The sequence below is a fragment of the Streptomyces sp. NPDC007205 genome, assembly GCF_040634095.1.
In the GTDB taxonomy this organism is placed as follows: domain Bacteria; phylum Actinomycetota; class Actinomycetes; order Streptomycetales; family Streptomycetaceae; genus Streptomyces.
In genome coordinates this window covers 445,742-471,355 of record NZ_JBEYEW010000003.1, presented here as the reverse complement: position 1 = coordinate 471,355, position 25,614 = coordinate 445,742, and the positions used below count along the sequence as shown (strand labels likewise).

Sequence of the window (25,614 nt, the reverse complement as noted above, 5' to 3'; positions counted from 1 at the left end):
AGCGTGAGGGAAACGCCCGGTTACATTCCGAACCCGGAAGCTAAGCCTCACAGCGCCGATGGTACTGCAGGGGGGACCCTGTGGGAGAGTAGGACACCGCCGAACAATCTTTGGGAAAGGCCCACGCCATCAGGCGTGGGCCTTTCTGCGTTTCGGAATCAGAAGACGACGTCGGCCGTGTTCACCGTTCCGCCTCGGCGGCCGGGTGCGTGCTGGCCGCTCCAGTAGAAGTTCGTATGGGCGATCACCTGCTCCGGAGCGGGTGAGCCGTCCGCGGTGAGGTCCTCCGTTGTGTGGGCATCGGCAACCAGCGTCGCGTCGTAGCCCCGGACCAGGGCGCCGTGCAGGGTCGAGCGGACACAGAAATCGGTCTGCGCGCCCGTGACGACCAGCCGGCCCACCCCGCGCTCGGCCAGCACCGACTCCAGGTCGGTGTCCTCGAAGGAGTCACGGTAGTTCTTGGCGACGAGCGGCTCGCTGTCGAGTCGCTTCAGCTCAGGGACGTACTCCCAGGCCTCGGTGCCGTGCACCAGCTCCTCGTCCTCGTGCTGGATCCAGACCACCGGCGCGTCGGCCGCGCGGGCCTTGTCGATCAGGGTGTTGACATTGGCGATGACCGCGGCACGGTTGGGTGAGCTCGGGGCCATCACTCCGTTCTGCATGTCGATGACGAGCAGGGCGGTGTTCGGCCGTTCCGGCAGGTTTGTCATGACTGCCACAATATGCGATGGCCCGGAGAGCACGGGCCCGCCTAGACCGGTAGTCCCTGGTGCGGCCAGCGGGAGCGGGCCTGTTCGCGGGAGCGGAGCAGGGCGAGGGTCGGCAGGCCCTGGTCCTGGCCGGTGGAGAGCAGGTCGGGGAGCTGGGGGAGCGGAGCCACGGCTGCGATGTCGTCCAGCACGAGCGTGAGTGGTGGGTCGAGCCGACCGGAGGATGACCGTTCGGCCATGCGCCGGCCGCGCTCGACCACGCTCGAGGCGAGGGCCGTCAGGAGGGGCATGGCGCCGGGGTGCGTCCTGGGGTCCTCGATGGATTCCCCTACTACATAAAGCGTGCCCCCTTCATAGACGAAGGAATCCAAGGCGAGCGCATCAGTTCGGTTTGGGGTGCAGGCCTCGCGGATGTTGACCGTGGACAGGGCGGACAGGGCGCGGCCGGTCAACTCCTGGGCGATGTCGCGTCGCTCGGGGTGTGCGGTGAGCGCGGCCTCGAGCTCGCCTGCGGCGCCGGGGGCGGCCTTGGGGTGGGTACGGAGGGTGCGTACGGCCTCCTGGATCTGGGTGCCCTGGGACCAGCGGTGGACGTGGCGGACGGTGCGGTTCTCCAGGGCGGCGGCGTGGAGGTAGCTGCGGAGGAGAGTCGTGGCCGTGTCGGCCACCGCCTGGTCGATCTTCGCTGTGGGCCGTACCGGGGCGAGGAGCGCCACCGCTCGGTGCAGGGCGGTCTGCTTGTCCTCGCAGCCGGAGGTGGGGGACCAGTGGAGGCGGGCGGGGGTGTTGCAGAGGTGCGCGGGGTCATAGAGGAGAGCGGGGCCCAGTTTGGCTCGGGCGTCTTTCGTCTCCGACCAGAGGGCGGGGTTCGAGGTGACGACGAGGGCGGGACCCGGTGCGTCCTGGATGGCCCGGGTCGCGGTCGTCCGGCGGCTTTCTCTGGGTGCGGTGACGATTTTTTCCCATCCGCCCATCCGTTCACCGTCGGCTGAGACGGCGCCCGATCCCTGGAGTTCGGGCTCGCTGCGAGGCGCGGGTACCTCGTGCAGGGGCGCGGGTGGGCTCACGGCTGCCGGTGTCGCTGCGGGTGCCGGCACGGGTGCCGGTGCGGGTGCCGGTGCGGGCACAGGGGCCACCGCGGGTGCCGGTGCGGTGATCTGGGGGGCCGGGGCCGCTGCTGCCGCGGCCTCCTGCACCCCCCGTCTCTCGGCCCGCCGCCTGGCTCGCCCCGCCCGCCAGCGCGCCACCGCTCCCATCACGAACACGGTGAGGACGAACAGGACCATCAGCTGGCCGATGAACAGGCCCCAGAACAGTCCCCAGCCGGACAGCTGGGAGGCGGGGGTGTCCGGCCAGGCGCCGGTGATGTCGTGGGGGGCGCCGATGAGGTGGCGCATGGCCAGGGGGGTGCGGGTGAAGGTGACGCCCTCGGGCCAGGCGCCCCGGGTGAAGAGGGCGGCCAGGCCCGTGGCCGTCCACACCAGCACGGTCATGCCGAGGAGGAACGCGAGGATGCCGATCAGGAGGCCGTCGGGGATGCCTCCCTGGCCGTCCCGGCGGTCCGCGCGGCGGTCGCGAGCGTCCGGTCTCACCCGTTCCTCCCCTGCCTCTGCCTGGGCCCCTGTGCCACCGTTGCCCGTTCCGCTACGCCACCGTCGATTCGGAGTCGCCCAGGTGCTGTTCCACGAAGGCCGCCGCCCGCTGCTCGGCCTCCAGTTCGGCGGCGCGCAGGGCCTCGTCGGCCATGAGGTCGCTGGAGGACTCGGTCATCGCGCGGTCGGTGAAGACCAGCGGGCGTTCCGTCTCCGTGACCAGGTGTTTGACCACCTGGACGTTGCCGTTGACGTCCCAGACGGCGATGCCGGGCGTCAGTGTCGGGATGATTTCCACAGCCCACCTCGGCAAACCCAGGACGCGGCCGGTGGCCCGTGCCTCGTCGGCCTTCTGGGCGTAGATCGTTCTGGTGGACGCCATCTTCAGGATTGCCGCCGCCTCCTTGGCCGCGGCCCCGTCGACCACGTCGGACAGGTGGTGGACGACCGCGACGAAGGACAGGCCGAGCCGGCGGCCGAACTTCAGCAGACGCTGGAACAGCTGGGCGACGAACGGGCTGTTGATGATGTGCCAGGCCTCCTCGACCAGGAAGATGCGCTTCTTCCGGTCGGGGCGGATCCAGGTGTGCTCTAGCCACACGCCGACGATCGCCATGAGGATCGGCATGGCGATGGAGTTGCGGTCGATGTGGGAGAGGTCGAAGACGATCAGCGGGGCGTCGAGGTCGATGCCGACCGTGGTCGGTCCGTCGAACATGCCGCGCAGGTCACCGTCGACCAGCCGGTCCAGGACCAGGGCGACGTCCAGGCCCCAGGCGCGTACGTCGTCTATGGCGACGTTCATCGCCTCGGCCGACTCCGGTTCGGGGTGCCGTAGCTGCTCGACGATGTCGTAGAGGACCGGCTGGCGGTGGAGGATCGTCTCGTTGACGTAGGAGTGGGCGACCTTGAGGGCGAAGCCGGAGCGCTCGTCGAGGCCGTGGCCCATCGCGACCTCGATGATCGTCCGGAGCAGCGCGAGCTGCCCGGTGGTGGTGATCGCCGGGTCGAGAGGGTTGAGCCGGATGCCGTGGTCCAACGCCGCCGTCGGGTCCAGCCGAATGGGAGTTATCCCCAGCTCCTCCGCGATGAGGTTCCATTCGCCGACCCCGTCCTCGCCCTGGGCGTCCAGGACGACGACCTGGCGGTCCTTGAAGCGCAGCTGGCGCAGGACGTAGGTCTTCTCCAGAGCCGACTTGCCGTTGCCGGACTCGCCGAGGACGAGCCAGTGCGGGGCCGGGAGCTGCTGGCCGTACAGCTGGAAGGGGTCGTAGATGTAGCCCTTTCCGGAGTACACCTCGCGGCCGATGATGACGCCGGAGTCGCCGAGGCCGGGTGCGGCCGTGGGCAGGTAGACGGCCTGGGCCTGGCCGGTGGAGGTGCGTACCGGCAGCCGGGTCGTTTCGACCTTCCCGAAGAGGAAGGAGGTGAAGGCGTCGGTGAGGACGGACAGCGGATCCCGCATCGGCGAATCAGCCCCTACCTGCGGATGCCGGTGGCGAAGGGAAGTGTGTTCACGAAGGCGCGGTGGTGCTCGCGGTCGCACCACTCCAGTTTCAGGTACGACTTTCCGGCGGAGGCCCTTATGGTCCGCTTGTCGCGGTTGAGGGCCTCCGGGGAGCGGGCGGAGACGGTGATGTAGCCGACGAGGTTGACGCCGGCGGCACCGCTGGCGAGGTCTTCGCCTCTCTGGTCGAGCCGGTTGTGGGCGGCGACGTCCCGGGGGTCGACGGTCCGGTTCATCTTGGCTGCGCGGGAGGCCTCGGCCTCGTCGTTGGTCTTCTCGGTCAGCATGCGTTCGATGGCTACCTCGGTGGGCTCGAGATCCATCGTGACGGCGACCGTTCGGATGACGTCCGGGGTGTGGACGAGGAGGGGCGCGAGGAAGTTGACCCCCACCGGGGTCATGGGCCATTCCTTCACCCAGGCGGTGGCATGGCACCAGGGGGCGCGGGTCGTCGACTCCCGGGTCTTGGCCTGGAGGTAGGTGGGCTCCATGGCGTCGAGCTCGGCCGGCCAGGCGTTGCGCTGGGTCATGGCCTGGATGTGGTCGATGGGGTGGTCGGGGTCGTACATGGAGTGGATCAGGGAGGCCAGCCGTCCTTGTCCCAGCGGCTGCCGTACCCGGATGTCGGCCTCCTGGAGCCGTGAGCAGATGTCGGTGAGCTCGCGGGCCATGACGACGGCGAGTCCGGCGTCCCGGTCGGCCTTGCCGCCCTGGGTGCGGACGGCGCGGGCCATGGCCTGGGCCTCGGCGGCCAGCTCGCGGTTGTAGTGCATGCAGGCGACGAGGTAGGCGCGGTGCTGCTCGCTGCTCGTGGACACCATGGACTGCAGCTGGTCGTACGACTGCTGGAGCCAGTCCAGGGAGCGGTCGTCGCCGCGCAGGGCGACGTCCTTGGCGTGTGCGTCGGGGTCGGCGGGCAGGGTGCGGGCGAGCATCTGCAGCCGCGTCACGAACCCGTCCCCGTTGGCGACGTGCTTGAGCAGCGTGCCGAACCGGTCGACCAGGGCCTCCTGGTCCTCGGAGTCGCGCAGGCCGACGCCGGGGCCCTCGATCTCGATGGCGGCGGTGACGGTCTTCCGGTCGGCGTGCAGCAGTACGGCGATCTCGTCGGGCCCGAAGGGCGCGGCGAGCCAGGTGATCCGCCCGATGCCGGGGGGAGGACCGACTTCGATCTCGCGTCCGTCGAGGCGGGTGCCGGCTTCCATGGCGGCCGACCGGTAGGCCGCCTGGCCGCCCTTGACGGTCCGTTTGAAGCTGCGGTTGATCTCGAACCACCGGTAGAAGGTGCGGCGCTTGTACGGCACGTAGACCGCGGCGAGTGCGAGCAGCGGGAAGCCCATCAGCAGGACGATCCGCAGGGACAGGACCGGGACGACGAGGCCGCACATCATGCCGAGGAACGCGCCCGCGATGATCAGCACGATCTCGCCGGACTCGCGGTTCCGGCCGATGATCGCGTTCGGCCGGGCGCGGCCGATCAGATATGTACGGCGGGGCGTGACCGGATGGGACAGGTGGGACTCGGTCGTCAACGCCCTTCACCTCCCGTGCGGTTGTTGCGGGTGTTGCCTGCGTGCGGGGTGTTGACCGGGCTGGGCGCGCGGGGCGCGGGCGTGGCGGAGGGGACGGCTCCGCCGCCCCCGGTGGGGGTACGGCTGCTGTGGGCGGCGACTCCGCCGGTGGCGGGGTTGGCGGGGCGGGGGCCGCCGGCGCCGCCGCTTGCTGTGGCTCCGTCGTTGCCGGCGCGGGTGCTGTGGGTCTTGATGCCCTGGGCGACGAGGGTGGCGGGGGAGCTGATGACGGCGGCGGCCTTGCTCTCGGCGCCCTGCATGATGCGGTTGTTGCGGCCGTTCGCGATCTCGTCGCCGAAGCCGGGGACGAAGCGGTAGATCATCGCGCTGGCGAAGATGGCGAGCAGGATGATGGCGAGGCCGGAGACCACGGCGGAGAAGGCGTCGGGGCCGTTGCCGGAGGAGAGGGCGCCGGCGAGGCCGAGGACGATGACGATCACCGGTTTCACGAGGATGACGGCGATCATGATGCCGGCCCAGCGGCGGACGTGCCCCCACAGGTTCTTGTCGACGAGTCCGGCGTAGACGACGGTGCCGAGGAGGGCGCCTACGTAGAGGAGGGCGGCCCTGATGACCAGCTCCAGCCACAGGACGCCGGCGGCGAGGATGCTCACGAGGGAGACGACGATCAGCATGATCGGGCCGCCGCCGATGTTCGTGCCCTTGTTGAGGGCGCCGGAGAAGGTGCCGAAGAACGTGTCGGCCTGGTCGCCGGTGGCCTTGGCGAGGACGTCCGTCACGCCGTCCGTGGCGGATACGACGGTGTACAGGATCAGCGGGGTGAAGGCGGAGGCGATCACCGTGAGCCACAGGAAGCCGATGGCTTCGGAGATGGCGGTGGTGAGCGGCACACCGCGCACGGCTCGCTTGGCCACGGCGAGCAGCCACAGCAGGAGGGTGAGGATCGTGGACGCGGCGAACACGATGGCGTACTGCTGCAGAAACTTGGGGTTGGTGAAGTCGACGTTGGCGGTCTCCTTCACGGCCTTGCTGAGCTTGTGCACCGTCCAGGCGGCGGCCTCGGCGCAGCCCTTGGCCAGCGAGGACAAGGGGTCGAGGGTGGAGGTGTCCGGGACGTTCGCACCGCCGGATCCGCTGGAGATGTTGCCGCGTTCGCAGTATTTCTTGGCCTCGCCGGAGATGACGCCGCAGTTGTACTTGCTCTTCGTCGGTGAGGGCGACGGGCTGCCGTAAGGGGTGGGCGAGGGCGCGGCGAAGGCGCGCGTGGCCAGCAGTACGGCGCTGGTCTGTACGGCTGTCACGACTCCGGCGAGCTTGAGCGCACGTTGCGGGCTACCGGGCATACGTGAACCCTCCGTACTCTTCGATGGCTTTGCTGATCTCGTCGGAGGTGGCGGCCTTGTCGTCGCCGGGGACCGGTGCGGGGCCGTCCTTCTGGGTGTCTGAGACGATCTTCCAGTCGCCGTCGGACCACTGTAGGTCGAACGTCCACGTCTTCCAGGACGAGGTGACCGGGTCGGTCGAGGCGGTGCCGGCCATGCCGATGAGCCCCAGGTACCAGACCGCGACCTTGGCACCGTTGTCCGTGTACTGCTGCACCGTCGTGCCGACCGGGACCACCCGGGAGACGAACGTGTTGCCCTTGGGCGGGTTGCCCGCTGCGTCGAGGCCCATCTTGGCGAGGAAGTCGGTGGAGTACGCCTGGTCCATCGGGCCCTCAAGCCGGGCCGCCGCCTCGCGGGTGTAAAGGAGCTGCAGGAGGGTGTTGCGGCTGCCCTTCTTGAACATGTCGGTCGAGCCCAGCGCCACGGCGTAGTTCGTGGCCGCCGACTGTGCTCCTTGCTCCGTGTGGGCGTATCCCGTCGGTACCCCGGCGGACTTGGTGTCCACGGGCCGTTTTCCGCTGGCCGCCGTGGGGGCGGCCGTCGGCTTGTCGGTCTTCCCGGCCGAGTCGTCGGCGGATGAGTTGTCGCCTCTGTTGGCGAAAGCGATCGCGGCGATGAGGAGGACCACCACGCCGACCACCGTGACCAGGCTTCGGGAGGACGAGCGGCGGGGGCCGCGGCGGGGGGCGCCGCCGTAGGGGTCGCTGTCGGGGAGGCGGGTACGGGTGTGGCCCCCGTCGCCGTAGTCGGGGTAGGCCTGCTCGTCTCCGGGGTTCATGCCGCGTACGCCCTCTCCACCTCGTAGAGATACGACGGTAGCCGTGCTGGTTCCCGCGCGGGCGCGGTGTGGTGACTCGACATCAGGGAGGGGTCAGACCGCCATGCCGTACACGATGGTGAACAGGGTGCCGAGAGAGCCGATGATGAAGACCCCGGTCAGGCCGGCGATGATGAGGCCCTTGCCCTGTTCGGCGCTGAAGGTGTCGCGCAGGGCCGTGGCGCCGATGCGTTGCTTCGCCGCGCCCCAGACCGCGATGCCGAGGCACAGCAGGATGGCCACGGCCATCACCACCTCGATCATCACCTTGGCCTCGTTGCCCAGGCTGCCGAACGGGCCCCAGTCCGGAGCGATCCCGCCGATGATGGTGTTGATGTCTCCCTTGTCGGCTGCAAAGAGCATGTAAGTCACCGCCCCTGGTGGGTAGTTCCGCTTGGCCCCCTGCGGTGTGCAGAGGTCAGGCCTCATTGTCGCCGACAACGTCGCCAACGTATGTCGACTTGACGTCATTGGCTGGCGGGTTTCGTACGAATAGCCCGTACGGTCACTCTGTGTATCACGGCAGGTCACGCCGGGCAACGAGGTGCGACCGGAACCTGTCGTGTGGTTCCGTCGTTGATCGCTTGGCTACTCGCTTGGCTACTCGCTTGGCTACTCGCTTGGCTACTCGCTTGGCTACTCGTCCGAGAGCGTGAGGTTCGGCACCCGCCAGGCCGTGATCAGGAAGGCCACCAGGGACACGGCGGCGCCGGTGAGGAAGACGAGGCGCATCGAGGCGGCGTACCCCTCCAGGAACGGCAGCGCCGCGCGAGGGTCGAGGGCGCGCAGGAAGGCGGAGTCCTCCAGGGTGACACCCCCGCCGGGGCGCAGGACACCTGCCAGGGCGTGTGCGTTGTCGGGCCGGGTGAGAAGGCGGCGATAGGCCGGGTCGTGGCGGGCCTCGGCGAGCCGGCCGGTGATACGGCCGGCCGCGGTGGTGAACAGGATCGACAGGAACGCCGTGGTGCCGACCGTGCCGCCGTTGGAGCGGAAGAAGTTGACCGACGCCGTCGCCGCGCCCATGTCCGTGCGGGGCACCTCGCACTGCGCGAGTGTGGTGAGCGTCTGCATCGACGCGCCGAGCCCCGCGCCCATCAGGGCCATGCCGAGCGACGCGTGCCACAGCGGGCTGTCCACGCCCAGCGTGGCGAAGACGAGCATCCCGGCGGTGAACGAGCCGAGACCGGCGACGAGATGCACCTTGAACCGGCCGGTCCGGGCGATCAGCCGGCCCACCAGCAGCGTCACCGTGAGATTGGCGGCGACCGTGGGCAGGGTGGCCAGACCGGCCGCCATGGGGCTCATGCCGCGTACGAGCTGGAGGTAGAGCGGCAGCGTCGTCATCGCGCCGAACATGCCGACGCCCACGACGAAGTGCAGTCCGACGCCGAGGCGGAAGGCGCGGATGCGGAACAGGCGCGGCGGCAGCAGGGCCGCGTCGCCCATCCGGCGCTCCGCCACGACGAACAAGGCGAGGCCCAGCCCGCCGATCGCGTACATCAGCAGGGCGAGGGGGGAGCCCCAGCCCCAGGCGCGGCCCTGCTCGGCGACGGTCAGCAGCGGCACCAGCGACAGGGCCAGCGCGAGCGCTCCGGGGTGGTCGAGCAGGTGCCGGACCTTCCGGTGCGGGAAGCGGAGTACACGGACGATCGTCACGGCGGCCGCGGCGGCGAGCGGTATGTTGATCAGGAAGATCCAGCGCCAGCCGTCGATGCCGAGCAGGGTGGCCCGGTCGGCGAACGCGCCGCCCACCAGCGGGCCGACGATGCTGGCGCCGCCGAACACGGCCATGAACCAGCCCTGGTAGCGGCCCCTTTCGCGTGGGGTGGTGAGGTCGGCGACGATCGTCATCGCCAGCGACATCAGCCCGCCGCCGCCGATGCCCTGTACGGCGCGGAACGCCGCGAGTTCGTAGATCGACCTGGCGCATCCGCACAGCAGTGAGCCGGCCGTGAAGAGGGCGATCGCGGCGAGATAGACGGGCCGGCGGCCGTGGATGTCGGAGAGCTTGCCGTACAGCGGCGTCGCGATGGTGGCGGTGATGAGATACGCGGTGGTCACCCATGCCTGGGCCGTCAGCCCGTGCAGGTCGTCGGCGATGGTGCGCAGCGCGGAGGAGACCACCGTCTGGTCCAGTGCTCCCAGGAACATGCCGAGTACCAGCCCGGACATGACGGTGGTGATCTGCCGGTGGCTGAGCCGCGCGGGCGTGTCCCCTGCCGCGTCCTGGTGCTGGGTGTCGGAGAACGTCACGAGTCGTCCTTCGGGGAGTCCTTGGGCGAGTTCCTTGGGGAGGTCCTTGCGGGAGCTCTCTGGGAGCGCGGGGGAGTGGGCGGGGGCCGGTGGGCCGGGGGCTGCGGGGGCGTGCATGGCCCCGGCCGGTCCCCGGCCCGGTGTCCGGCCCGTCAGCCGGCGATCTCCTTCAGGTCGGCGACCGCGTGCTCGATCCCCGGCAGCGTGAGCATCGCCAGCTGGGCCGACCGGGCCCGGGCCCGGGGCGCGGGGTCGGCGAGGAGCTTGCGGCACACGTCGGCGATGCCGGCCGCGCTCCGGTCGGTGATGTGGCGGCCCAGGCCCAGCTCCTCCACCCGGTCCGCGTTGGCGTGCTGGTCCCCGAAGTGCGGCAGGACGGCCAGCGGCGTACCGGTGCGCATCGCCTCGCGGATGCTGTTGAAGCCGCCGTGGGTGAGGAACAGGTCGACCGACTCCAGCAGCAGCGGCTGCGGCACCCGGTCGGTGACGTGGACGTGTCCGGGCAGCCCTTCGGTGTCCAGCGGGATTCCGGACGTCGACACGACCACCGTGCAGTCGTCCAGCTCCGTCGCCGCCTCCACGATCGCGCGCAGGCTCTCGGTGGGGTCCGGCATCTCCATGGGCAGCGGCGCCGACCGGCCCGCCGCGCGTTCGCGCAGCACCGGCAGGGCGGTGCCGATCGCGGCGTACAGCAGTGGCCGGTCGGTGCACAGTCCGGCGGCCCACTCGGGCAGCACCGCGCCGCGTTCGACGTCCACCGTCTGCCGGTAGGCCAAGGCCCCGGACAGGTGCCGGGCGAAGGAGAAGGCGGGCGGCACGTAGTCGACGCGGCCGTGCGCTACGACGGACAGCGGGTCGTCCGAGTCGGGCAGCCCCAGCTCCTGACGCCGCTGGTTGAGCTGCTCCAGCACCTCGGCGGGGTCCAGCCTGTTGCTGAACCCGGAGGGCGTCGGCAGCTGCGGCACGTCCAGCAGCTCGGCGGTGAGCACGGCGGCCATGTCCATGCCGTCGCGCAGGATCAGATCGGGGCGGAAGTCCCGGGCGAGGGGGAGCAGGAGCTCCAGGTGCGGCCTGACGCCCGGCCCGGTCAGGGCGCGCAGTACCAGCCGGTTCATCACCGCCGTGCGCTCCGCCGGGTCGGCGGTGTCCTGGAGTTCGGCGAGGTACGGCGCCATCCGGGCCATCGGGTCGAATTCGGGTAAGGCGGCGTCCACCCGGACGTCGTCGTCACGGAAGACGGGGGCGAGGGCGTCGCTGGTGACCACCAGCACCTGGTGCCCGGCCTCGGCGAGGGCGCGCAGCAGGGGCAGTTGGGCCCGGCCGTGGGAGGGACTGCCGAGCGTGGTGCACAGAACGCGCATGGGGTGAGCCTTTCTCTCGGAACTCTTCGGGTCTCTCGGAACTCTTCGGGTCTCTCGGGGCTCTTCGGTTCTCTCGGGACTCTTCGGTTCGGTGGTGGGGGAGGAGTGGCTGCGGGTACGCCGCTCACGCCGCCCGGGCCGGCGCCGCCGCGCGTCCGATGCCCTGCCAGATCAGTCCGGCCCGCGCGAGCCGGTCCGCGTCCAGCAGGTTGCGGAAGTCGTGGACCTCCCGGCCGGCCATGCGCGCGGCGATCGCCGCCCAGTCCAGGTCGCGCAGCTCCGGCCACTCGGTGAGGACCACACAGGCCGCGGCCCCCTCCGCCGCCCGCACCGGGTCGTCCATGAGGTCGGCCAGATCGCTCAGGTCGGGTCGCTCCTCGCGCAACGCCGGGTCGTACGCGGTCAGTTCGGCGCCCCGCTCGCGCAGCAGCCGGGCGACGGCGAGCGCGGGCGAGTCGCGCAGGTCGGAGGTGCCGGCCTTGAAGGTCAGGCCGTACAGGGCGAGCCGTACGCCGTGCAGCGAGCCGTCCTCGCCGCGACCGCACGCGGCGGCGACCTGTTGGACGAGCCGCCGTTGGTGGGTGACGTTGGTCTCGATGGTGGCGCGCAGCAGCGGGAAGTCGACCCCGGCCCGGTCGCACGCGGTCAGCAGGGCGTGGGTGTCCTTGGGCAGGCAGGAGCCGCCCCAGCCGGGGCCGGGCCGCAGGAACGCGGAGCCGATGCGCGGATCGCGTCCGATGCCCTCGGTGACGTCGGTGATGTCGGCGCCGAAGTGCTCGCAGACGGTGGCGAGGTTGTTGGCGAAGGACAGCTTCATCGCGAGGAAGAAGTTCGCCGCGTACTTGGTCAGTTCGGCGCTGGCGGGATCGGTCAGCACCAGCGGGGCGTCCAGGCCGGCGTACAGGTCGGCCACGCGCCGGGCGGCCTGCCGGTCGGCGGCGCCGATCACGATGCGGTCGGGGTGCAGGAAGTCGTGGACGGCGCGGCCCTCGCGCAGGAACTCGGGGTTGCTCACCACGGTCACGTCCGCCCGGCCGAGGAGCGCGGCGACGCGCTCGCCGGTGCCGACCGGCACGGTGGACTTGTTGACGACGACACAGCCGGGCGGCAGCACATCGCGGATCTGCCCGGCGACGGCCTCCACGGCGGCGAGATCCGCCGCGCCGCCCGCGCCCATGGGCGTGGGCAGGCACAGGAACACCACCTCGGCCTCGGCGACGGCGGCCGCGGTGTCGCCGGTGAAGTCGAGCCGGTCCGCCTCCAGGGCGTCCCGGACGGTCTCGGGCAGGCCGGGTTCCAGGATGTCCACCCGGGCCTCGCGCAGCCGCTCGACCTTGTGCGGGTCGGCGTCCGCGCACACCACGGAGTGGCCGAGAGAGGCCAGGCAGGCACCGGTGGTCAGTCCGACGTACCCGGTTCCGATCACGGCGACGCGTCGAGCAGACACAGCAGATCACCACTTCCGGTCGGTGGGGTGCCCGCGCGGCCTCACCACAGCGGGCACGGCGAGCAGTTAAGTCATCAACCGTTGACCTGGCCCAGGTATGGCATGCGGCGCGAACAGAAGTCAACGATTGATGACATCGGTCGGTGACTTTGAGACAGCCGCCGCAGACTCGAATATGGGCGGAGGGCTGCAAGGGCCGAGGACGACGGAGGTACGGTGACGTGAGGGAAACGCAGGACGGCAAGGCGCCGAAGACAGCGGCCCGCCGGCCGGCCCGCAGACGCTCGGCCTCGGCCACGCGTACGGCGCTCAGGGGCGCCGCGGTCCTCCGCTTCGGCAAGTACGGCTACGAGGGCACCAGCGTGCGCGACATCGCGGGCGACGTGGGCGTGGACGCCGCCCTCGTCTACCGCTACTTCGGCTCGAAGGAAGCGCTGTTCAACGACGTGGCGGGTACCGGCAAGATATTCGAACCGCTGCTGGAGGAGCCGGTCGAGGCGATCCCCGACTGGTTCTGCGCGCTGCTTCTGGGAGCGCCGGCGGAGGGTGACTTCCCGCACCCGGTGCTGTCCGTGCTGCGGTCCTCCGGCCGGGACGAGGCGGTGGGGCGGTTGCGCGCGGAATTCACGGAGGTGTTCTCCAGCCGCCTGGCCGCCCGCCTCGGCGGCCCCGACGCCGACCTGCGCGCGGAACTCCTGGCGGCCTGGATGCTCGGCACCAGTCTGCTGCGCACCGAGATCCGTCCCCCCGCCCTGGTCTCGGCGCCGGACGCCACGGTGGAGCGGTATCTGAGGGCGGGCATCGAGGTCCTGCTGAACCCGGCGCCGGAGCGCGACGACGAGCAGGAGGCGCGCGAGGAGTAGGGAAGCCGCGCGGGGCAGGTGCTCGGGGCAGGTGGGGGGAGCAGGTGCTCAGGACAGGGAAGACGGGCCGCGGCTGGATGCCGTGGCCCGTCTTCTCTCTCGTGCCGCCGGGGGTACCCCACGTCCCCCTCACCTGGCGGCTCCCCGTGACCCGACGGGGTGGTTCAGGTGGTGTTCAGCTCGCGCGGAAGGCGTCCGTGCCCTCGGGGGTGCCCCAGCCGGTCGGGCCGTCGTAGCCGGACCGGGCGGTGCAGAAGTAGGACGTGGAGCAGGAGCCGTTGCTGCCGCTGGTGACGTCGTTGAGGGCGGAGGTGCCGGCCGCGTTGTACGGGTACTGGGCCGGGTGGTCGCTGCTGCCCGGGGTGCCGGCGAGGGCGTAGACGGAGGCGATGACCGGCGAGGAGGCGCTGGTGCCGCCGTAGGTGTTCCAGCCGGTGCCGTCGGAGCCGTAGGTGTCGTAGACGGAGACGCCGGTGGCGGGGTCGGCCACGGCGGACACGTCGGCGATCATGCGCTTGGCGCAGCCGGAGTCGGTCTGCCAGCTGGGCTTGGCGTCGTAGGCGGAGCAGCCGGAGCCGGTGCCCTCGGTGCTGGAGGTGTTCCAGACGGACTCGGTCCAGCCGCGGCTGCCGGAGGAGGGCTTGAGGGCGGTGCCGCCGACGGCGGTCACGTACTTCGAGGCGGCCGGGTACTCGGCGCCGTAGCCCTCGTCGCCCGCGCTGGCGGTGATGGCGACGCCCGGGTGGTTGTAGTACTTGGAGTCGTACGACGTGTCGGAGGAGGACTCCGAGCCGCCGTAGCTGTTGGAGACGAACTTGGCGCCCAGCTTGACGGCCTCGTTGACCGCGGTGCCGAGGTTGGCGTCGGACGCGGACTTCGCTTCGACCAGCAGGATGTTGCAGTTCGGGCAGGTCGCGCTGACCATGTCGAGGTCGAGGGAGATCTCGCCGGCCCAGCCGCTGTCGGCGGTGGGCAGGGAGGTCGTCGAGCCGGTCTGGCCGACCTTGCTGAAGCAGCCGTTGTCGGTGGTGCAGTCCGGCAGGCCGTAGTACGAGCGGTAGGCGGCGAGGTCGGACTCGGCGTTCGGGTCGTCGTAGGCGTCGACGATGGCGACGGTCTCACCCGAGCCGTTGGAGGAGGCGGCGTCGGTCAGGCCGTAGGCCGACTGGATGTCGCTCGGGCCGTAGCCGGTCGGGGAGTCGGAGGAGGCCTTCGGGGAGACGGTCTTCGGCGTGATGCCCTTCAGGGCCGCCTGCTTCTCCATGAAGGCGGTGGTGCCGCCGGTGACGCGCAGGGCGTTGCAGGCGGCGTAGCCCTTCTTCGGGGTCGCCGCGCAGGCCTTCTCGTACCGCACATGGGCCTTGGCGACCTGGGCGGCGATCGTCCTGGCGCTCACCTTGTGGCTCACGGTGTGGTTCACGGTGCGGCTCGCGGCGGTGGTGTCCGCGTTCGCGTGGGCCGCGGTGCCGAGCCCGGCGATGACGAGCGCGGCGGTGGCCGCGGCTGCCGAGCCGAGCCGGCGCCGTCTGCCGCGTATGTGGGGGGAGTCGGGGGTGGACGTACGCAAGGTAAAGCCTCCTGGAAGTGGTGGACAGAGGCCTGCGGGTGTGGGGGTCCACCGGTGGGTGACCGGTGGGGGCGGCGGCCCGCGAACGACCCTCGCTTGTTGAGTACGCGACAACAAGGGGCTTTCGTAATCCTGACTTCCGCGTTACCCAAGGAGGTTGTGGGCTTACTGGTCAATGGCACTGTGCTGGCGCTGTGCTGGGCGCCGCTTGACCAGGAGCACAGGGCCCGCACAGGGGGCGGCTGGGTTCAGCGGGGCATGAGGCCGTGCAGCAGCAGGTGGACGTGTGCGCCCAGGCCGCTCATCGTCTCCTCGGCGTCGAGCGCGCAGCTGGCGATGAGGGCGGCGAGGCCGTGCAGGCTCGCGGCGGCGACCAGGGTGATCCGCTCGGGGTCGCCCTCGACTATTTCGCCGCGCCGCTGGGCGTCCGCGATCATCCGGGTGAAGGAGCCGAGGGACTCGTCGACGGCCGCGGCCAGCTGTGCGGAGCTGTCGGGGTCGTGCTTGCGCGCGAACATGAGCTCCAGCAGCTCCGGGTTGTCGACGGCAAAGCCGAGATAGGCCCGCGCGAGGGCCGTCATCCGCTCCTCGAAGGACTGCTCCAGCGGGTCGGTCGCGGCGTTCAGCGCCTGGTTCAGACGCTCGTATCCGTCCAGCGCGAGGGCGTCGAGCAGGGCCTGCTTGTCCTTGAAGTGCCGGCCGGGGGCGGCGTGGCTCACCCCGGCGTCCCGGGCCAGCTCGCGCAGCGAGAGCGCCCCGACCCCCTTGTCGCGCAGGGTGCGCTCGGCGCTCTTGAGCAGGGCGGCGCGCAGGTCGCCGTGGTGATAGGGGCGGTTGGTCGGTGACGGGGACATGCGCGGCATGCGGACCATCGTAACTCGATGTTGGCATTGACAGCATTGTTGTCGGTGCCTACTTTGGGGGCATGACCGATGCATGGAACGCGACCCGCCTCCCCGACCAGACCGGCCGTACGGCCCTGATCACCGGCGCCAACAGCGGCCTCGGCCTCGCGACCGCGGAGGCGCTGGCCCGGGCCGGCGCGCATGTGGTGTTCGCCGTACGGGACCTCGCGCGGGGCGGCGCCGCCGCGGCGAAGGCGGGCGGCAGCACCGAGGTGCGCCGTCTGGACCTGGCCGACCTGGACTCGGTGCGGGAGTTCGCGGGCACCTGGGACCGCCCGCTGGATCTGCTGATCAACAACGCGGGCGTGATGATGCTGCCGGAGCAGCGCACCAAGCAGGGCTTCGAGATGCAGTTCGGCACGAACCACCTCGGGCACTTCGCGCTGACCAACCTGCTCCTGCCGTATGTGACGGACCGGGTGGTGACGGTGGCCTCGGGCCTCCACCGCGGGGGCGACGGTGCGATCCACTTCGCCGACGTCAATCTGCGCGGCCGCTACACCCCGCTCCGCGCCTACGCCCAGTCCAAGCTGGCGAACCTCCTGTTCACCCTGGAACTCCAGCGCCGCCTCACCGAGGCCGGATCCCCCGTACGCGCCCTGGCCGCCCACCCCGGCTACGCGGCCACCAACCTGCAGAGCCACACCGCGAACCCGCTGGCCAGGGCGGCTATGGCGGTCGGCAACAAGGTGTTCGCGCAGAGCGGTGAGGCCGGTGCCCTGCCCACCCTCTACGCCGCGAGCCAGGATCTTCCCGGAGCGTCGTACGTGGGACCCGCCGGCCTCGGTGAGATGCGCGGCGCCCCCGCCCTGGTCGGCCGCAGCGCGGCGGCCAGCGACCCCCGGGCGGCCCGCCGGCTGTGGACGCTGTCGGAGGAGCTGACCGGGGTGTCGTGGGGGCTGAAGCCGGTCAGCCGACCGTGATGTGCTTGTCCATGCCGAGCTGCTTGTGGCTGTCGATCGGGCAGTACAGGTCGTAGGTGCCCTTCTTGAGGGTCACCGTCAGCGTGGCCTGCTGACCGCTGTTGACGTCCTTGGTCTTGGCGTCCTCCACGCCGGGCCCGTCGATCGACAGGGCATGCGTGATCTTGCCGTGGTTGTCGGAGACGAAGGTGTAGGTGCCCGGGGTGAAGGACGACCGGGACAGTTTCAGCGCGTACTCGGTCTCGGTGACCGTCACCCGGGTGCCCGGGCCGGCCTTCGCCGAGCCGCTCGCGTTCGGGTGACTGCCGCCGCCTCCGCCTGAGCAGGCGGCCAGAACGAGGGCGGCGGTGAAGGCGACCGCCGTCGTGCCGAGTGCCGTGCGGGTGCGGGTACCGGTGCGGGTCATGGGGGTCGAGGTTGCCATCCGACTCATCGCCTTCTGATCATGATCTTCTCAGCGAAAGGCTGTCTTTCCGGACAAACAGACCTATAGGTACTACGTCCCGGTACACGCAAGAGTTCATCGCCGGACCAAAGGCAGCGAGCCATGTCCGTGGGAGAGGTTCGGCGGCCATAGGACGTTTCACAGGAAATTCTCAGTGAAGTCGGAGCGCGATTCTCGCTCTCCTGCGACAAAGTGGGAGCTGATGAAGCGCTCCTCACGCATCTCGTTCACCTCGCGTCCCGCGCTGCTCGGCGCCGTGGTGATGCTCGCGCTGACCTCGGCGTCCGTGGCGGCAGCGGATGACGGACCGGGGCCCTTGGGGGTCACCGTCGACGCCGTCGCGAACCGGCACACGCTGCGGGTCGGCGCGCTGTTCGGCGCGGACCGGGCAGACCACCTGGCCGGCGGGCACTTCTGCACGGCCTCGGTCGTGCACAGCCCGCGGCGCGACCTCATCGTCACCGCCGCACACTGCGTCGGCGCCGACAGCGACCTGGTGTTCGTGCCGGGCTACCGGGACGGGCAGGCGCCGTACGGGGTGTGGAAGGTGGACAGGCGATACCTGCCCGACAGCTGGGCCAAGGACCAGGACGAGGACAGCGACCTGGCCTTCGCCACCGTCGCCCAGCTGGACGGCAGGCGCATCGAGGACGTGGTCGGCGGCAACCGGTTCGCACCCGGAATGGCCACCGGCGCCACCGCCGTGACGCTCACCGGCTACCCCGACGCCCGCGAGACGCCCATCAGCTGCACCAACAAGCCGAGCCCGGACGGCACGAGCCAGCAGCGCATCAACTGCCCAGCCTTCACCGTCGGCACCAGCGGCAGCCCCTGGATCAACGGCGACGGGCAGGTGGTCGGAGTGCTCGGCGGTCATGAAGAGGGCGGCTCGACCGACGACGTGTCGTACAGCGTGGTACTGCGGAGCGAGGCGGCGGAGCTGTACCAGGACGCGGCCGGCGGTTCCTGAGCCACGGCCGCACGTGACGCAGTGTGACACCGCGTCAGGGGTGGTGCACGGCCGCGTTGTCTTTCACCGGTCGGGGGTTCTCGTGCCGGGACGGGTCCGCTCTTAGACTGCTGCGGGTGGACTTGCCGGTGGCGAGGGGCGGTTGACGGTGCGTAAGGCGTGGGTCGTCGGTGGTGCCCTCGTGGGGGGCGGGCTGAGTTTCGTCATGCTGCTCGTCGTCGGGGTGTACGTCGTCGCCGGAAACCTCCTCGACTCGGCCACCTCGGGCAGCCGGGGGCTCGCCAAGGGGGCCGTACCGGCCGCCTACAAGTCGCTCGTGCAGCAGTGGGGCAATCTGTGCCCGGCGCTCAGCCCGGCGCTGCTCGCCGCCCAGCTGTACCAGGAGAGCGGCTGGAACCCCACCGTCGTCAGTCCCGCCGACGCGCGCGGCATCGCCCAGTTCATCCCCGGCACGTGGGCCACGCACGGCATCGACGGCAACGGGGACGGCAAGCGGGACATCTGGGACCCCAACGACGCGATCCCGTCGGCTGCTTCGTACGACTGCGAACTCGCCAAGGACGTGAAGGACGTCCCGGGCAACGTCTCCGACAACATGCTCGCCGCCTACAACGCCGGTGCCTACCGCGTCATAAGGGCCGGCGGGGTTCCGTCCATCAGCGAGACGCAGAACTACGTCAAGCGGATCCGCAGCCTGGAGCAGAGCTTCGCCGCGCCCGTCAGCCGGATCGACCCCACCCGGCAGGCTGCCGGTGCCATCGCCTTCGCGCAGAACAAGCTGGGTACGCCCTATCTGTGGGGCGGCGAGGGATCGGCCGCGCAGGGCGGGCGGTTCGACTGCTCGGGGCTCACCCAGGCGGCGTACGCGAAGGTCGGGATCACCCTGCCACGCGTGGCCAACGACCAGTACAACGCGGGCCCGCATCCCTCGCGGGACCAGTTGCTCCCGGGTGACCTGGTGTTCTTCTCCACCGACCGCAGCGACTCACGGGCCATCCACCACGTGGGTATCTACGTGGGCGGCGGGTACATGATCGACGCGCCGCGCACCGGGGCCGTCATCCGGTTCGATCCCATCGACATGCCGGACTACTTCGGCGCCACCCGGGTCACCGCGGATGGCGCAAAAGCGCTCCCCACGGCGGTTTGAGACGGTGTGCACCGTGCGTGAACCACCCCCCTGAGCTGCGAGGATGAGTCTCTCTTCGATAACGTCTGCGTGATCTTTCCGTGGAGAGTGGAACGTATTGATGGTGGCCGTGCGTTCCTGTTGACGTAGCCGAGCGGACGTCAGGCGTCCGGTAGCCGACGAAGGGGCCGCAGCACCATGGCTGTACTCGCCGAATCCGGATCGAACCCCGACGTCGACCTGCTCTACGACATCAACGGCCTGGCCAAGGACGCCCCGCACTGGTTCGACCGGGTCATGGAGTTCGTCGGTGAGTACGGCCTGCTGCTCGCCATGGTCCTGCTGGTGCTGTGGTGCTGGTGGTCCGTGCGGCGCCGGGGCGCCGAGGATGCCGCCTCCTCCGTCGCCGCGCTGGTGTGGGCGCCGCTCGCGGCCGGCATCGCCGTGCTGGTGAACGTGCCCATCCGCGGGTTCGTGGAGAGGCCCCGGCCCTTCGTGCAACACCAGGGGCTCGACGTCCTCGTCTCCGGCAAGACCGACTTCTCCTTCGTCAGCGACCACGCGACGATCACCATGGCGCTGGGTGTGGGGCTGTTCGTCGCCAACCGCCGGTTCGGCATCGCCGGGATCGGGCTGGCACTGCTGGAGGGCTTCTGCCGGGTGTACATGGGGGTGCACTATCCGACGGACGTCGTCGGCGGGTTCGCGCTCGGCACGGCGGTCGCGCTGCTGCTGTCACCGCTCGCCATGGCGCTGCTCACCCCCTTGATGCGGGCGGTGGAGCGGTCGCCGAGGGTGGGGTGGATCGTGCGGCGCCGGTCGGTGGGCGGGGCGCGTGAGGGTGCGTTTCCCAGCGCCCGTAAGCCTGTCGAGTCCGAGGAAAGGGACCTGGCGGCGTAGCCCTGAGCGGATCCCGGCCGGGGCCGGGATCGCTTGCCCGCAGTGGCGGCGGTGCGCAGGAGGCGCCGTCACTGCACCTCCCCTGCAGACCCCTCAAAGACCCTGCGCGTACGAGAAGAACCTCTGTGGGTCGTACTGCTGCTTCACCTTCCCCAGCCGCGCCACCGCATCCCCGTAATACGCCTTCTTCCAGTCCCGCAGCGTCGCGTCCGTGTAGTTCTGGTAGGCCGCTCCGGAGGCGTGCGGAGCCATCGCCTGGTGGGCCGACGTCAGCCACGACTGCGCGGAACCGCCGGAGGCCCCCGCTCCCCAGGACGCGATGTACTGGGCCAGCATCCGGGAGCGGCGGTGGACGAACGCCGTCGCCGTGGGCGAGACGCGGTTGACCGCGCCGCCGAGGGCCGTGAACGCGATGCTGCCCGCGCCGCCCCGCACCGAGCCGATCTGCCGCAGCACCGTCTGGATGCCCGCCGCGGACAGGGAGCGGTCGAAGAAGTCGGAGCGGGCCGCGTACGTCTCCCGGCCGAGCTTCCCCTGCGGGGAGCGGCCCGGGGTGGAGCCGGGCAGATGGCACTGGGCGTCGGCGGAGAAGGAGGAGCAGCCGGCGTAGATCTCCATCGCCTCCTCGTAGCCCCGGCGGCGCAGGGTGACGGAGGTGGCGTTCGCGCCGGCCGCGTGGGCCAGCCGGTCCACGGCGTTCTGCAGTTCACCGTAGGTGCCGAGGGAGAAGCAGGCCACGGAGATGGTCGGGGTCCCGCCGGGCGTGGCCGCCAGGTGCAGGGAGGACCAGATCTCGTCGGGCTGGCTCGGGCCCCACTCCTGCCAGGCCTTCAGGACGGCCGCGGCCTTCGACCAGGGCCACGTCATGTACGCGGTGACCGCCTGCGGGGCCGCGTGGGTCTTGAAGTGCAGCTCGGTGACGACGCCGAAGTTGCCGTTGCCGGCGCCGCGCAGCGCCCAGAAGAGGTCGGAGTGGTTCTTCGCATCAGCCGTCACCTGGGTGCCGTCGGCGGTGATCAGCGTCGCCTGGGTGAGGCTGTCGCAGGTCAGGCCGTAGGCGCGGGAGGCGACGCCATGGCCGCCGCCGAGGACCAGGCCGGAGACGCCGACGGTGGGGCAGGAGCCCGCGGGTATGGTCACGCCCTTCGCGGCCAGCGCCCGGTAGACGTCGATCAGCTTGGAGCCGGCGCCGACCACCGCCTGGCCCCCGCTGACCCGTATGCGGTTGAGCCGGGACACGTCGAGGATGAGGCGGTTGTCACCGGAGGAGTAGCCCGCGTAGGAGTGGCCGCCGTTGCGTATCGACACCCGTATGTTGTGCGCGTGGGCGTACGCCAGGGTCGTGCGGATGTCGTCGGTGTGCGCGGCGTAGCTCACCGCGGCCGGTTTCAGACCGTCGAAGCGGGTGTTGTACAGCTGGTGGGCCGTCTTCCACGTCGCGTCGCCGGGCCGGATCAGGGGCCCGTCCAGGTCACGGGCGAGGGCCGCCCAGTTCGCGGCGGCGTTCGCGCTGGTGGTCTTGAGGGACGTGAGGGACGATGAGCTGGTGGTCGCCGACGTGGTGGACCTGCCCCGGCCCGTGCCGCAGCCGGTCAGTGCGGTCGCGGCCAGTGCGGCCGTGCCGCCCGCGATGAACGTACGGCGTTCCATGTGCATCGTCGTCTGTCGCCTCTCCGCAGGCCACCTTGGCCCTTCCTCGGGTGAGACGACCCTGTGGGCACATTGGTTCGTAACAGTTCGCCCACAGGGAAACGAACGTCGAATACGTGTGCGCGTAACCCGACCGTCGGAACCTTCATGTGTTCTCCCCGTGAGCATTCCGTGACCTCACCGGGCCGACGGCAGGGGTTCACCCCGCGTTCACTTCCGGCCATCGGCGGCTTCACCTGTTCTGCCTAGTTTCGGCCGTGCACGGTGCCGAGCACGGTCATTCATGCGCTCGGGCACCTCACCACCTCGCACGCCGCCGACAGCGGCGGCTCCTGGAAGGAACTCCCGAAAGTGAAGCTTCAGCGCAAGAACCGGCTGCGCGCCCTTTCGCTCGGTGCGATCGCCGTGACCGGCGCCCTGGCCCTGACGGCGTGCGGCTCCGACGACAACGGCGGCGGCAAGGCGTCGGGCAACGCGTCCGGCTCCGCCAACGCTTCCTCGGTCAAGTGCGACGGCGCCAAGGGCCAGCTGCTGGCCGACGGCTCCTCCGCACAGAAGAACGCGATCGACGCCTGGGTCAAGGCGTTCTCGCAGGCCTGCGGCGTGCAGATCAACTACAAGGGCGGCGGCTCCGGCGCCGGTGTCACCTCCTTCAACCAGGGCCAGCTCGCGTTCGCCGGTTCGGACTCCGCGCTGAAGCCGGAAGACGTCACCGCCTCCAAGAAGGTCTGCTCCGGCGGCCAGGGCATCGACCTGCCGATGGTCGGCGGCCCGATCGCCCTCGGCTACAACGTCCCGGGTGTCGACAACCTGGTCCTGGACGCCCCGACGATCGCCAAGATCTTCGACAGCAAGATCAAGAACTGGAACGACCCGGCGATCGCGAAGCTGAACCCCAAGGCGAAGCTGCCCGACCTGAAGATCCAGGCCTTCCACCGTTCCGAGGACTCCGGTACGACGGACAACTTCACCAAGTACCTGATCGCCACCACCCCGGGCAACTGGAAGTACTCCGGCGGCAAGGCCTGGCAGGCGCAGGGCGGCCAGGCGGCCTCCGGCTCCGCCGGTGTGGCCCAGGGCGTCAAGCAGAACTCCGGCGCGATCGGCTACTTCGAGCTGTCCTACGCCAAGGACATGACCACCGTCTCCATCGCCACCGGCGCCAAGACCCCGGTCAAGCCGTCCGTGGCCAGCGCCACCGCCGACATCGCGGCCGCCAAGATCGTCGGCACCGGCAAGGACCTGTCGCTGAAGCTGGACTACGCCACCAAGGCCGAGAACGCCTACCCGATCACCCTGGTGACGTACGAGATCGTCTGCGACAAGGGCAACAAGTCCGACACCCTGCCCGCCACCAAGGCCTTCCTGCGCTACATCGCCAGCGAGGACGGTCAGAAGGCGCTGTCGAGCATCGACTACGCCCCGATCCCCGACGAGATCATCGCCAAGGTCCGCACCACCATCGAGGGCCTGAGCTGACCTGATCCGAGAGTGCGGCCCGTGCCCGACAGGGCCCGGGCCGCACCGTCCGGTGCACCGCCGCCATGAGCCGCCGCCCGTGAGGGCGCCCGGCTCCGCAGACCGGAGAACCCGATGGACATATCGACCAACACAACCGACGCACCTCCCCCCATACCCCAGCCCACGGTGACCGGGCAGAAGCAAGGCGCCCGCGGCGCGGCCCGCCCCGGCGACCGCATCTTCCTCGGGCTGTCCCGCGGCTCCGGCATCCTGCTGCTGGTGATCATGGCCGCGATCGCGGTCTTCCTCACCTACCGCGCCTCCCTCGCGATCAGCAAGGACCACGGGAACTTCCTGACCACCTCCGAGTGGAACACCAACCTCACCCCGCCGAGCTTCGGCATCGCGGTGCTGGCCTACGGCACGGTCGTCTCCTCGATCATCGCCATGGTCATCGCGGTTCCGATCGCCGTCGCGATCGCGCTGTTCCTCACCCACTACGCCCCGCGCCGGCTGCGCGGTCCCATCGCCTATGTGGTCGACCTGCTCGCCGCCGTGCCGTCCATCGTCTACGGCCTCTGGGGCGCCCTGATCCTCGTCCCGCACATGACCGGCCTGTACGGCTGGCTGAACGACTACCTCGGCTGGACCGGCCTCTTCTCCTGGGACGACGGCGCCCCCCGCGCCATGCTCACCGTCGGCATCCTGCTGGCGATCATGATCCTGCCGATCATCACCAACGTCAGCCGCGAGGTGTTCCGGCAGGTCCCGCGGATGCACGAGGAGGCCGCGCTGGCCCTCGGCGCCACCCGCTGGGAGGTCGTCCGCATGTCCGTCCTGCCCTTCGGCCGCTCCGGTGTGATCTCCGCGTCCATGCTCGGCCTCGGCCGCGCCCTCGGCGAGACGATGGCCGTCGCCACCGTGCTCTCCCCGGACTACGTCATCCACCTCAGCCTGCTGAACCCGGGCGGCGGCACCTTCGCCCAGAACATCGCCAGCAAGTTCGGTGAGGCCACCGAGCAGGGCCGCGACGCGCTGATCGCCTCCGGTCTCGTCCTGTTCGTCATCACCCTGCTGGTCAACGGCGCGGCCCGCGCGATCATCGCCCGCCGCAAGGAGTACTCGGGGGCCAACGCATGACCACCGCAGCCGTCACCGACAAGCGCCCCAGCACGCTGCGCGGCGCCAGCCTGCCGAAGTGGTCCCCGTGGGCCATCGCCGCCGGCTCGATCGGCCTGGCCGTGATCATCGGCCTGGCCGGCGGCCTGCACAGCAAGGTCCAGTGGGGCCTGATCGCCGCGATCCTCTTCGTCCTCGGCACCTACGGCATCGCCACCCGGGTGGAAGGCCGCCGGCAGGCCAAGGACCGGATCGCCACCTCCTTCGTCTGGGTCGCCTTCCTGCTCGCCGTCGTCCCGCTGGTCTCCCTGATCTGGGTGACCGTCTCTCGCGGTGTGAAGGTCCTCGACGTCTACTTCCTCACCCACTCCATGGGCGTCGTCGCCGACTCCGAGCCCGGTGGCGGCATCTACCACGCCATCATCGGCAGCCTGGAGCAGGTCGGCCTCGCCACCGTCATCGGTGCGCCGATCGGCATCCTCACCGCGATCTACCTGGTGGAGTACGGGCGGGGCAAGCTCACCCAGGCCGTCACGTTCTTCGTGGACGTCATGACGGGTATCCCGTCGATCGTCGCGGGCCTGTTCATCCTGTCGCTGATGCTCATCTTCCAGATGCAGCCGTTCGGCTTCGCGGGTTCGCTGGCGCTGGCCATCCTGATGATGCCGGTCGTCGTCCGCTCCACCGAGGAGATGCTCAAGCTCGTCCCGAACGAGCTGCGCGAGGCCTCGCTGGCACTCGGTGTGCCGAAGTGGCGGACCATCCTGAAGGTGGTCCTGCCGACCTCCATCGGCGGTATCACCACCGGCGTCATGCTGGCCATCGCCCGTATCGCGGGCGAGACCGCCCCGGTGCTGCTGCTGGTGTTCGGCAACCCGTTCATCAACAACAACCCGTTCGAGGGCGCGCAGGCGTCGCTGCCGCTGTACATCTACCAGCAGTACGCGCAGAGCGCGGGCGCCAACGCGGCCTACGACCGCGCGTGGGCGGCGTCCCTCACACTGATCGCCTTCGTGATGATCCTCAACCTGGTGGCACGCGGCATCGCCCGCTGGAAGTCCCCCCGGTGACCTTTCGC

The 25,614-nt window shown here is 70.3% G+C and carries 22 protein-coding genes and 1 rRNA gene; 9 read left to right on the top strand and 14 right to left on the bottom strand.

What is annotated here, in order from left to right; translation table 11 throughout:
• Positions 1–105 (top strand): 5S ribosomal RNA (rrf, locus tag ABZ624_RS08685); the annotation flags it as partial.
• Between the two features lie 53 nt (positions 106–158).
• On the opposite strand, the gene ABZ624_RS08680 is transcribed toward rrf, so the two are convergent.
• The 10 genes from ABZ624_RS08680 to ABZ624_RS08635 form a co-directional block, all read right to left on the bottom strand.
• Entirely contained in the window at positions 159–710 is a 552-nt protein-coding gene (locus ABZ624_RS08680) for a cysteine hydrolase family protein (protein WP_360084041.1), read from the bottom strand.
• Between the two features lie 41 nt (positions 711–751).
• On the bottom strand, positions 752–2,302 hold the full coding sequence (locus ABZ624_RS08675; protein WP_360084039.1) for a type IV secretory system conjugative DNA transfer family protein: 1,551 nt from the start codon (positions 2,300–2,302) through the stop codon (positions 752–754).
• 52 nt (positions 2,303–2,354) lie between these two features.
• A complete protein-coding gene (locus tag ABZ624_RS08670) occupies positions 2,355–3,767 on the bottom strand; it encodes an ATP-binding protein (protein ID WP_360084037.1) in 1,413 nt (470 codons plus the stop codon).
• A gap of 14 nt (positions 3,768–3,781) precedes the next feature.
• A complete protein-coding gene (locus ABZ624_RS08665) occupies positions 3,782–5,341 on the bottom strand; it encodes an SCO6880 family protein (RefSeq protein WP_360084035.1) in 1,560 nt (519 codons plus the stop codon).
• A complete protein-coding gene (locus tag ABZ624_RS08660) occupies positions 5,338–6,684 on the bottom strand; it encodes a hypothetical protein (protein ID WP_360084033.1) in 1,347 nt (448 codons plus the stop codon). Before ABZ624_RS08660 ends, ABZ624_RS08665 begins: the two co-directional genes overlap by 4 nt.
• Entirely contained in the window at positions 6,674–7,504 is an 831-nt protein-coding gene (locus ABZ624_RS08655) for a hypothetical protein (RefSeq protein WP_360084031.1), read from the bottom strand. The genes ABZ624_RS08660 and ABZ624_RS08655 overlap by 11 nt, the downstream gene beginning before the upstream one ends.
• Before the next feature lie 93 nt (positions 7,505–7,597).
• On the bottom strand, positions 7,598–7,906 hold the full coding sequence (locus ABZ624_RS08650; protein WP_014673544.1) for a hypothetical protein: 309 nt from the start codon (positions 7,904–7,906) through the stop codon (positions 7,598–7,600).
• Positions 7,907–8,179: 273 nt separating this feature from the next.
• Positions 8,180–9,796, bottom strand: a complete 1,617-nt coding sequence (locus tag ABZ624_RS08645; protein ID WP_360084029.1) for an MDR family MFS transporter — start codon at positions 9,794–9,796, stop codon at positions 8,180–8,182.
• Between the two features lie 152 nt (positions 9,797–9,948).
• Positions 9,949–11,157, bottom strand: a complete 1,209-nt coding sequence (locus tag ABZ624_RS08640) for a glycosyltransferase (RefSeq protein WP_360084027.1) — start codon at positions 11,155–11,157, stop codon at positions 9,949–9,951.
• A gap of 124 nt (positions 11,158–11,281) precedes the next feature.
• Positions 11,282–12,604 (bottom strand): UDP-glucose/GDP-mannose dehydrogenase family protein, encoded by a 1,323-nt coding sequence (locus tag ABZ624_RS08635; protein WP_360084025.1) that lies wholly within the window; start codon positions 12,602–12,604, stop codon positions 11,282–11,284.
• 221 nt (positions 12,605–12,825) lie between these two features.
• Here ABZ624_RS08635 and ABZ624_RS08630 point away from each other — a divergent pair, with 221 nt between their 5' ends.
• The gene (locus tag ABZ624_RS08630) at positions 12,826–13,467 is read left to right on the top strand and encodes a TetR family transcriptional regulator (protein WP_360084023.1); all 642 of its coding nucleotides are present in this window, start codon (positions 12,826–12,828) and stop codon (positions 13,465–13,467) included.
• A 175-nt stretch (positions 13,468–13,642) separates the two neighbouring features.
• On the opposite strand, the gene ABZ624_RS08625 is transcribed toward ABZ624_RS08630, so the two are convergent.
• Positions 13,643–15,034, bottom strand: coding sequence for a S53 family peptidase (locus ABZ624_RS08625; RefSeq protein WP_360084021.1), 1,392 nt, complete (start codon positions 15,032–15,034; stop codon positions 13,643–13,645).
• Positions 15,035–15,282: 248 nt separating this feature from the next.
• Positions 15,283–15,897 carry a TetR/AcrR family transcriptional regulator gene (locus ABZ624_RS08620; protein WP_360084019.1) on the bottom strand — a complete coding sequence of 205 codons (615 nt, stop codon included), beginning with the start codon at positions 15,895–15,897 and terminating at the stop codon, positions 15,283–15,285.
• 62 nt (positions 15,898–15,959) lie between these two features.
• Here ABZ624_RS08620 and ABZ624_RS08615 point away from each other — a divergent pair, with 62 nt between their 5' ends.
• Entirely contained in the window at positions 15,960–16,862 is a 903-nt protein-coding gene (locus ABZ624_RS08615; RefSeq protein ID WP_360084017.1) for an oxidoreductase, read from the top strand.
• Here the strand turns inward: ABZ624_RS08615 and ABZ624_RS08610 are convergent.
• A complete protein-coding gene (locus ABZ624_RS08610; protein WP_360084016.1) occupies positions 16,849–17,268 on the bottom strand; it encodes a copper-binding protein in 420 nt (139 codons plus the stop codon). The genes ABZ624_RS08615 and ABZ624_RS08610 overlap by 14 nt on opposite strands.
• Positions 17,269–17,509: 241 nt before the next feature.
• Between ABZ624_RS08610 and ABZ624_RS08605 the strand changes: the two genes are divergently transcribed.
• From ABZ624_RS08605 to ABZ624_RS08595, 3 genes are all read left to right on the top strand, one after another.
• The gene (locus tag ABZ624_RS08605; RefSeq protein ID WP_360084015.1) at positions 17,510–18,277 is read left to right on the top strand and encodes a trypsin-like peptidase domain-containing protein; all 768 of its coding nucleotides are present in this window, start codon (positions 17,510–17,512) and stop codon (positions 18,275–18,277) included.
• A 142-nt stretch (positions 18,278–18,419) separates the two neighbouring features.
• Positions 18,420–19,427, top strand: a complete 1,008-nt coding sequence (locus ABZ624_RS08600; protein ID WP_360084014.1) for a bifunctional lytic transglycosylase/C40 family peptidase — start codon at positions 18,420–18,422, stop codon at positions 19,425–19,427.
• 177 nt (positions 19,428–19,604) lie between these two features.
• The gene (locus ABZ624_RS08595) at positions 19,605–20,306 is read left to right on the top strand and encodes a phosphatase PAP2 family protein (protein ID WP_360084012.1); all 702 of its coding nucleotides are present in this window, start codon (positions 19,605–19,607) and stop codon (positions 20,304–20,306) included.
• A 93-nt stretch (positions 20,307–20,399) separates the two neighbouring features.
• On the opposite strand, the gene ABZ624_RS08590 is transcribed toward ABZ624_RS08595, so the two are convergent.
• Positions 20,400–21,956, bottom strand: coding sequence for an FAD-binding oxidoreductase (locus tag ABZ624_RS08590; RefSeq protein ID WP_360084010.1), 1,557 nt, complete (start codon positions 21,954–21,956; stop codon positions 20,400–20,402).
• A gap of 351 nt (positions 21,957–22,307) precedes the next feature.
• On the opposite strand from ABZ624_RS08590, the gene pstS reads away from it, so the two are divergent.
• From pstS to pstA, 3 genes are all read left to right on the top strand, one after another.
• Complete coding sequence (gene pstS, locus ABZ624_RS08585; protein ID WP_360084079.1) at positions 22,308–23,435, top strand: phosphate ABC transporter substrate-binding protein PstS; 1,128 nt, start codon at positions 22,308–22,310, stop codon at positions 23,433–23,435.
• A gap of 114 nt (positions 23,436–23,549) precedes the next feature.
• Positions 23,550–24,557: a phosphate ABC transporter permease subunit PstC gene (pstC, locus tag ABZ624_RS08580; protein WP_360084008.1), complete on the top strand. Its 1,008-nt coding sequence runs from the start codon at positions 23,550–23,552 to the stop codon at positions 24,555–24,557.
• Positions 24,554–25,606 carry a phosphate ABC transporter permease PstA gene (gene pstA, locus ABZ624_RS08575; RefSeq protein ID WP_360084006.1) on the top strand — a complete coding sequence of 351 codons (1,053 nt, stop codon included), beginning with the start codon at positions 24,554–24,556 and terminating at the stop codon, positions 25,604–25,606. Before pstC ends, pstA begins: the two co-directional genes overlap by 4 nt.
• Positions 25,607–25,614: the final 8 nt, after the last annotated feature.